Origin of the sequence: Bacillus nitratireducens, assembly GCF_001884135.1 — a bacterium.
GTDB lineage: Bacteria > Bacillota > Bacilli > Bacillales > Bacillaceae_G > Bacillus_A > Bacillus_A nitratireducens.
Map to the genome: position 1 here is coordinate 1 of NZ_MAOC01000061.1, position 6,469 is coordinate 6,469.

Here is a 6,469-nt window from a genome sequence, read left to right on the forward strand (position 1 = left end):
AGAGTCATTTGTTTGAGGTGACGTCGGATTCGTTTGTCCAATTCAGGACCATACTGGTGTACCCAAGGCATAATCGTTGTATGAGAAATAGATAAACCCCGTTCTTCTAGTATTTCCACCAAATCACGAAAACTGAGGTTGTACCGTAGGTACCATCTTACCGTTAACAAAATAATATCAGGCTAATAATGCCTCCATTTGAATACATTTTCCTTTTCCATACCAATCACGCACCCTTTCTAAAGTAATAGTAACAGTATGTCCAAGATTTATAGATTCATTGCAGTTGTCCTTAAGTTTTTGCACCAGAACCAGGAGTCTTCTTGGCTAAAATGATAAAATAAATATTACATAATGATCTATTAATCTTTGAAATATTTGTAAGAAATGCTAAAGTTAAATAGGTTAAAAAAATATATAAAGTGAGGCGATATTTTTGAAAAAGTTTAGCTTATTACTAGCGGTATTTGTAATGATTGTTTCATTATTTATCCCTAATCTTGCAAGTGCTAAATCTTTCCCTGATGTCCCATCTAATCATTGGGCATATAAAGAAATTAACTATTTAGCGGAAAAAGGCATTATTAATGGTACTCCGGAGGGATATTTTAATCCTAGTGACAATGTAACTCGTGGACAAATGGCATTAATGTTAGATTTATCGTTAAATTTAGAAAAGCCAGCTAGCTATACTCATATTTTTTCAGATGTAACCAAGGGTATTTATTACTATGATTCTGTACATAAGTTAGCGCATTATAACATTGTACAACGTGAAAAAAACTACTTCCCTGATCGTTCGTTAACTCGTGCAGAAATGGCTGTCGTACTCGTCAAAACATTTAATTTAAAACCTACAGGTACTGACGTAAACTTCCCTGATGTTCCAGCTAGTCATTGGGGTTATCAATATATCAAAACTTTAGCTCAAAATAATATTACTGCTGGATTTCCTGATGGTACATTCGGTCCAGACTTAAAAGTAACTCGTGAGCAATTCGCTGCATTCTTAGCTCGCGTATTAGAACCAAGCTTCCGTCCAACTCTTCCTCAACCTAAAGGCAACTTAGAAGTTCATTATATTGATGTAGGACAGGGTGATGCAACGTTTATAAAGTCTCCAAGTGGAGAAACTATCCTCATTGACGGAGGTAACAACGGCAAAGGTAAGGTAGTCGCAAATTATCTAAAGGGACTAGGATTCCAAACCATTGATTATATGATTGCTACGCACCCTGATGCCGATCATGTAGGCGGCTTAGATGAAGTACTTTATTCCATGAATGTAAAAAATGTTTATGCACCTAAAGTAAGTCATACAACCGATACATTTAAAGACTTTTTAACTGCAGTAGCCGACAAAGGATTAACAATTAAAGAAGCAAAGTCTGGCCTGAATTTACCCATAAACGGGTTAAACTCACAATTCCTAGCTCCTGTTAAAGAATATGGTGACGACTTAAACGAATGGAGCGCTGTATTAAAAATAACGCACGGCAGCAAATCATTCTTATTTACTGGCGATGCTGAAGCGAAAAGCGAAAAAGATATGGTTGCAGCGCATGGGTCAAACTTAAAATCAGATGTATTAAAACCTGGTCACCATGGAAGTAAGACTTCTTCTTCTCAGCCATTTTTAGATGCAGTCAAACCAAACATCGCTGTTATTAGCGCCGGTGCAGGTAACAGATATGGACATCCTACACAAGAAACTTTAGCAAAGTTATCTTTAATGTCTGTTAAGGTGTATAGAACAGATTTAAATGGAACTGTAGTTATTGATAGTGATGGTTCAAATATTTCTGTTAGAACGGAGAGATAATTATGCAAAAAGGAATTATTGACCGTTTTGAAGGAGAATTGGCAGTTATTGAAATGAAAAGCATAACAATTGATGTGCCAAGATCCAAACTCCCATCTTCTGCAAAAGAAGGTGACGTTCTTATTATTGAGGATGATAAGTATACCATCGATAAGAAAGAAACCGATAAAAGAAAGCGTGAAATTCAAAATTTAATAGATAAACTATTTGAATAATAAATTTTCAAATTAAACATATCTATGTGAAAAAGCCGGCTCTTATGAGTGGGCTTTTTCACATACACATAGGATTCACTTTTGTATTTTATATTTACAATGTAAACGAGTTGATAGATACGGGTAAGAAGGTGGGACATTTTTTTCAACTGAAGGTATACCTTATGAACAAAGAGAACTAGCTCCTGGAGCAAATAAAAAGCCGTATAATGTTTATGAATTGATTAAACCTGTAGACGCTATGGACGGAACAATTGCGCCATGGTTTGGTGAATCTGGAATGGGGACACAATCTGAGTTTATTGAACTACCCCCACTTTCACCTCGTTTAGAAGAGGGGGGATTCCTAAGTAAAGAGTTCTATCGAACTCTAATTTATTAGGCTATCTCCACAGTCCTTGCGGTTAGAAGCCTTATCGCTTCATTCTTTAGATTGATACTTGCGTTAATATCCCTATCATGGTGTGTAAGGCAAGAAGGGCAGTCCCATTTACGTAGGTTTAGATTTTTAACGTCTTTGTTTTGATATCCACAACAAGAACATAATTGGCTTGAAGCAAATGTTTTCGATACAACAATGACTTGTTTGCCGTACCATTACACCAGTTTAATTGAAATGTTAAAATTATTTCTGCATTTCCAAGACAAGGTCGATAATTTAATTTTTGAAGGAGAAAATAATATGGATTACAAATTTGAATTACTTAGTACAGGTAGTTTAGTTATTAGATTACCAAAGAAATTCGATATTTTAGAAGCTTTTTTTAATGTAGAGGTATCTGAATTCGGTGATTGGATAGTAGAAACTGTAGATAAAGTTTTAAACTAAAAAAGTGATTATGAAAAAATAAGTGCGAATATTTTTGGAGCAGATGTTCGAAAAGATAGAACTTCTATATTTAATAAGTATGATGAAGATGAAATCCCTCTTGAAATAGAAACTATTACATTACGAGATCTAATAGATATTTGGTTAAATGAGCACACGAAATTGACAATCGAAAAAAATAACAAGTAAATAATGTTACATACAGCACGAAAAAGACTGCCCGTAATAGGCGACCTTTTCCGTTGAATTAACGCACATTCACATACGTATTACTAGCCGTAATATAGAACACTTGCCAATGACTATTATGCACTTTATATTGATACGAACCATTTACACTTATCTTCGCATCAATTATAAATCCTTATCCTGTATCAACAGAACCAGCAACAACACACTTACCTACAAAGGGACTCCACAGTAATTTCTCCTATCATATATATAAATCATTCTTAGTTAAATTGGTTTGATTTAATAAGGAGCTAAAAACCTCTAAATATTCATTTTATAATTACATAAATAATCCTAATATATTTAAAGTATGATACAATGATACGGTTATTAATAGTAATTAGGGGGAGATACAGCATGAACTATACACATATACCAAAAGAAATAGGAATGATTAATCGGACTCCATTCGCTTCGATACCAAAGAAATTCATCGGTATTGGTAAGATTGTTAAAAAACAAACAAAAGTGGAGCGCCCTACATTAACCCAAGACGAACAAGAAATTATTGAAAACAAGTTACTATGTTCATTTCTTTCTGAAGAGAAGATATTGATTACTTATTATAGAGATGGTCATTTGCTTACTAGATATGTGACTGTAACTGACATAAATCCGATAAAGAATTTAATAACTTGCACTGATGCATCTTATAACAGAATTTTCCTTAAATTTATGGATATAATTGATTTGAGATAAAGTTTGATTAAAAACCTCTTACAAATCCACATTCTGTGTTACACAAAAAGACTCCATTTTGAAAAAAGATTGATGAAAATAGAGTCTTTCTTTGTGAATGGATGTTCAATTTTCATAAAAAAGTTTGATCAAAGCACATTTAGAATTCTTTAATTGAAAAGATATAGCATCGCATCTTTCTTATAAACATCGTGGCTTTATTTCATATCCATATCCTAAGTCGATAGGCATGTATGGCGCTTCCTTTATTTATTTTTAAATATAAAATTAACAATTTGAGCGCAAAATGAACTTACAAAAAAAGCTGCTTCATCAGCATCTTTCTCCCTATCTATTATATTTTCTCTAATTCACTACCAAGAAACTTCGCAATCTCTAGCATACCGTATTTTCCAACAACTGCTTCAGCGTCAGCATTGTAGTTTGTATTTGTATTAATGTCATAAGTGAAAATTTCACCATCGGCATTTCGAATAAACTCAATGCCCGCGATGGCGATATCATTTGCAGCCAAAACAGTCTCATATTTTTGAATAATTGGGTCATCAAAGCCCTCAATAATTTGAAACTTCGGTTTTTCCGGGGCTTTCTCTCCAACAGGACAGAACAAATCTCCAATTTGACAAGCATCAGCTGGGCACAATTCAAAGCCTTTAGACGTATCGACTTGAACTGCATATACAAATTTCCCGCCTACAAACTCACATCGTGTAATGTAAGGCTCAGGAGATTGAATGTATTCTTGAATTAATGTAATACCATCTACTGGCTCTTCAAATGCTGCACTTTCTACGTATTCTTGTAAAGAAGCAACAGACTGAAACAGTTGAACACCTAGTCCTTTTCCAGAACGGTTATGCTTCGTAATGAATAGACGTCCTTCAAATTGCGTTGCCGCTTCTATAATATGCTCCTTACCAACAGCTGCAATTGTCTTAGGTGTCCGGATTCCTTCTGCATTCAGTGCCATATATTGCGCGACTTTACTTACTTCAAGCTGCAATGCTCTGCTTCCGTTGAACACTTTTTGGTTATGCCTCTCTAACCAAGCAAGGACCGCACCCGTAAACTCTGGTGCAAAGCGGTGATTTCTTGTGTGAGAAGAAGCGCTCATACGGTTATAAAATAAGCCCTGCAGTGGAACAGACGAAAGATCAACATTCCCTTTGTCCACATGCCATTCTTCATAAGGAAGATCGAGTTCTTCTAATCTTCTCGCTAGATGTCTTGTCCACTCTGTGTTTTCATGAATAACGTGAATCTTCTTCAAGGGAATACCTTCTTTCTAAAATATGATTATATTAATAATACTATTTTTAGTAGTCTGTAAAATAATAATTTTACAATATTTTAACTTAATACAAGAAAAAATGAAACACCATCCTTACCCTGATTCACTCAGGGATTCTACATACACGGCATGGAATAAATACATTCTTCTTTAAGCCGTTATTACAACCATTTTGCCCCCGCAAGTCTGAAATATCACCTGTTTTTTGATATTTCCGGACCCAATTCATTAACTGTGTTCTACTTCTAAGCTTATATTTTTTCGCTATAGCTGATTGGCTACCCTCACCATTTAAATAACTTTTTACAACTTGTATCTTTAATTTATCCCCTTTTTTAACCATAATAAAATCGCCTCCAAGTAAAAGTGTAACATCCATGTGTATTCATGGTCTTTTTACACTGTCTACCTTAAGGGGATAACATCAAAGGTTTGTTATCCCTATTAAGTAGAAACTTGCTATATAGAATAATTTTTTTATATGATAAAGTGGGCTTATGCTTAAATGAAAAAAGGAGAGTGACCCAGATGACAAACCAAAATGAAACGAACGCTTTACCGCCAAAAACATGTACGATTGAACGTCTCATCACGATTCAGGAGGACATTGAAAAAGTACTTGCAGGACAGAAAACGGCTACTCGCCGCAACGGGAGATATGCGGATGTCGGGGAAGTGATGGAGCTTCAAGGTCACCGGTATGTTGTGGAGAAGGTCTATTCGCAGTCACTTGGCGAATTGACTGATGAGCATGCCCGTCAAGAAGGCTATGCGAATGTGGAGGAATATAAGCAATCTATCCTGTCTCTTCACCCTGGCATGCCGTGGCTGCCAAATATGAGAGTTTGGGTTCATGAGTTCCGTCTCATCGAAGGTTAATGTGATATAAGGATGGACATGTTATATCGACTGCTTCTGTATATACATATTTTTAGTGTAATCTTATCCATCGGCCCGTTTTTTGTATTGCTTCCGCTCATCAAAAAATTGCGGGCTACAGAGGCCCGAACACAGCAGGCTTATCTGGATGTATTCCGATTTTCGGTCAGGCTGGCCAAGCATGCCGGGCATGTGCTGGTTGCATCCGGGGTTCTGCTTGTACTGGCGGGCCCTTGGACTTGGAAGACCCCTTGGATTGTGATGACCCTTATTCTCATGGCGAGTTCAATATTTTTCCTGGCCCGCGCCTTTTCTCCGACCATTCGGAAATTCAGCGAAACGGGCCAAGACAAGAACGCCTTGATTCAATTGTTGCGGCGTTCTGTTTGGATTTACATTGTTCTTTTAATGGCGATGTTATGGTTCATGGTGACAAAGCCTGCGCTGTGGCAGGGGTGATAGATCTAGGGCGAATAGCGGCTTGCCGTTTGAATTCGCCAGGC

7 protein-coding genes and 5 pseudogenes are annotated in these 6,469 nt (G+C 36.3%); 7 read left to right on the forward strand and 5 right to left on the reverse strand.

The features are described from left to right. Window positions 1–176 (reverse strand): annotated as a pseudogene (locus tag BAU23_RS30645) (IS6 family transposase); the annotation flags it as partial. A gap of 260 nt (window positions 177–436) precedes the next feature. Here BAU23_RS30645 and BAU23_RS17560 point away from each other — a divergent pair. From BAU23_RS17560 to BAU23_RS17570, 3 genes and pseudogenes are all read left to right on the forward strand, one after another. Next, window positions 437–1,822, forward strand: a complete 1,386-nt coding sequence (locus tag BAU23_RS17560) for an S-layer homology domain-containing protein (RefSeq protein ID WP_071734877.1) — start codon at window positions 437–439, stop codon at window positions 1,820–1,822. A 2-nt stretch (window positions 1,823–1,824) separates the two neighbouring features. Next, on the forward strand, window positions 1,825–2,037 hold the full coding sequence (locus BAU23_RS17565; protein ID WP_071734878.1) for a DUF3006 domain-containing protein: 213 nt from the start codon (window positions 1,825–1,827) through the stop codon (window positions 2,035–2,037). A gap of 139 nt (window positions 2,038–2,176) precedes the next feature. Continuing rightward, a pseudogene (locus BAU23_RS17570) lies at window positions 2,177–2,419 on the forward strand (TNT domain-containing protein); the annotation flags it as partial. Here the strand turns inward: BAU23_RS17570 and BAU23_RS17575 are convergent. Beyond that, window positions 2,416–2,634, reverse strand: a pseudogene (locus tag BAU23_RS17575) (zinc ribbon domain-containing protein); the annotation flags it as partial. The pseudogenes BAU23_RS17570 and BAU23_RS17575 sit on opposite strands and share 4 nt — an antisense overlap. Window positions 2,635–2,719: 85 nt before the next feature. Between BAU23_RS17575 and BAU23_RS29865 the strand changes: the two are divergent. Further along, window positions 2,720–3,055, forward strand: a pseudogene (locus BAU23_RS29865) (hypothetical protein). 58 nt (window positions 3,056–3,113) lie between these two features. Here BAU23_RS29865 and BAU23_RS31030 read toward each other — a convergent pair. Then, a pseudogene (locus BAU23_RS31030) lies at window positions 3,114–3,257 on the reverse strand (N-acetylmuramoyl-L-alanine amidase); the annotation flags it as partial. A gap of 197 nt (window positions 3,258–3,454) precedes the next feature. Between BAU23_RS31030 and BAU23_RS17585 the strand changes: the two are divergent. Further along, on the forward strand, window positions 3,455–3,796 hold the full coding sequence (locus BAU23_RS17585; protein ID WP_071734879.1) for a YolD-like family protein: 342 nt from the start codon (window positions 3,455–3,457) through the stop codon (window positions 3,794–3,796). 334 nt (window positions 3,797–4,130) lie between these two features. On the opposite strand, the gene BAU23_RS17590 is transcribed toward BAU23_RS17585, so the two are convergent. After that, window positions 4,131–5,066, reverse strand: coding sequence for an ATP-grasp domain-containing protein (locus BAU23_RS17590; RefSeq protein ID WP_071734880.1), 936 nt, complete (start codon window positions 5,064–5,066; stop codon window positions 4,131–4,133). Between the two features lie 124 nt (window positions 5,067–5,190). Then, window positions 5,191–5,430 (reverse strand): helix-turn-helix domain-containing protein, encoded by a 240-nt coding sequence (locus BAU23_RS17595; protein WP_071734881.1) that lies wholly within the window; start codon window positions 5,428–5,430, stop codon window positions 5,191–5,193. 185 nt (window positions 5,431–5,615) lie between these two features. Here BAU23_RS17595 and BAU23_RS17600 point away from each other — a divergent pair, with 185 nt between their 5' ends. Next, the gene (locus BAU23_RS17600) at window positions 5,616–5,966 is read left to right on the forward strand and encodes an ASCH domain-containing protein (RefSeq protein WP_071734882.1); all 351 of its coding nucleotides are present in this window, start codon (window positions 5,616–5,618) and stop codon (window positions 5,964–5,966) included. Between the two features lie 18 nt (window positions 5,967–5,984). Next, window positions 5,985–6,425, forward strand: coding sequence for a DUF2269 family protein (locus BAU23_RS17605; protein ID WP_078182012.1), 441 nt, complete (start codon window positions 5,985–5,987; stop codon window positions 6,423–6,425). Window positions 6,426–6,469: the final 44 nt, after the last annotated feature.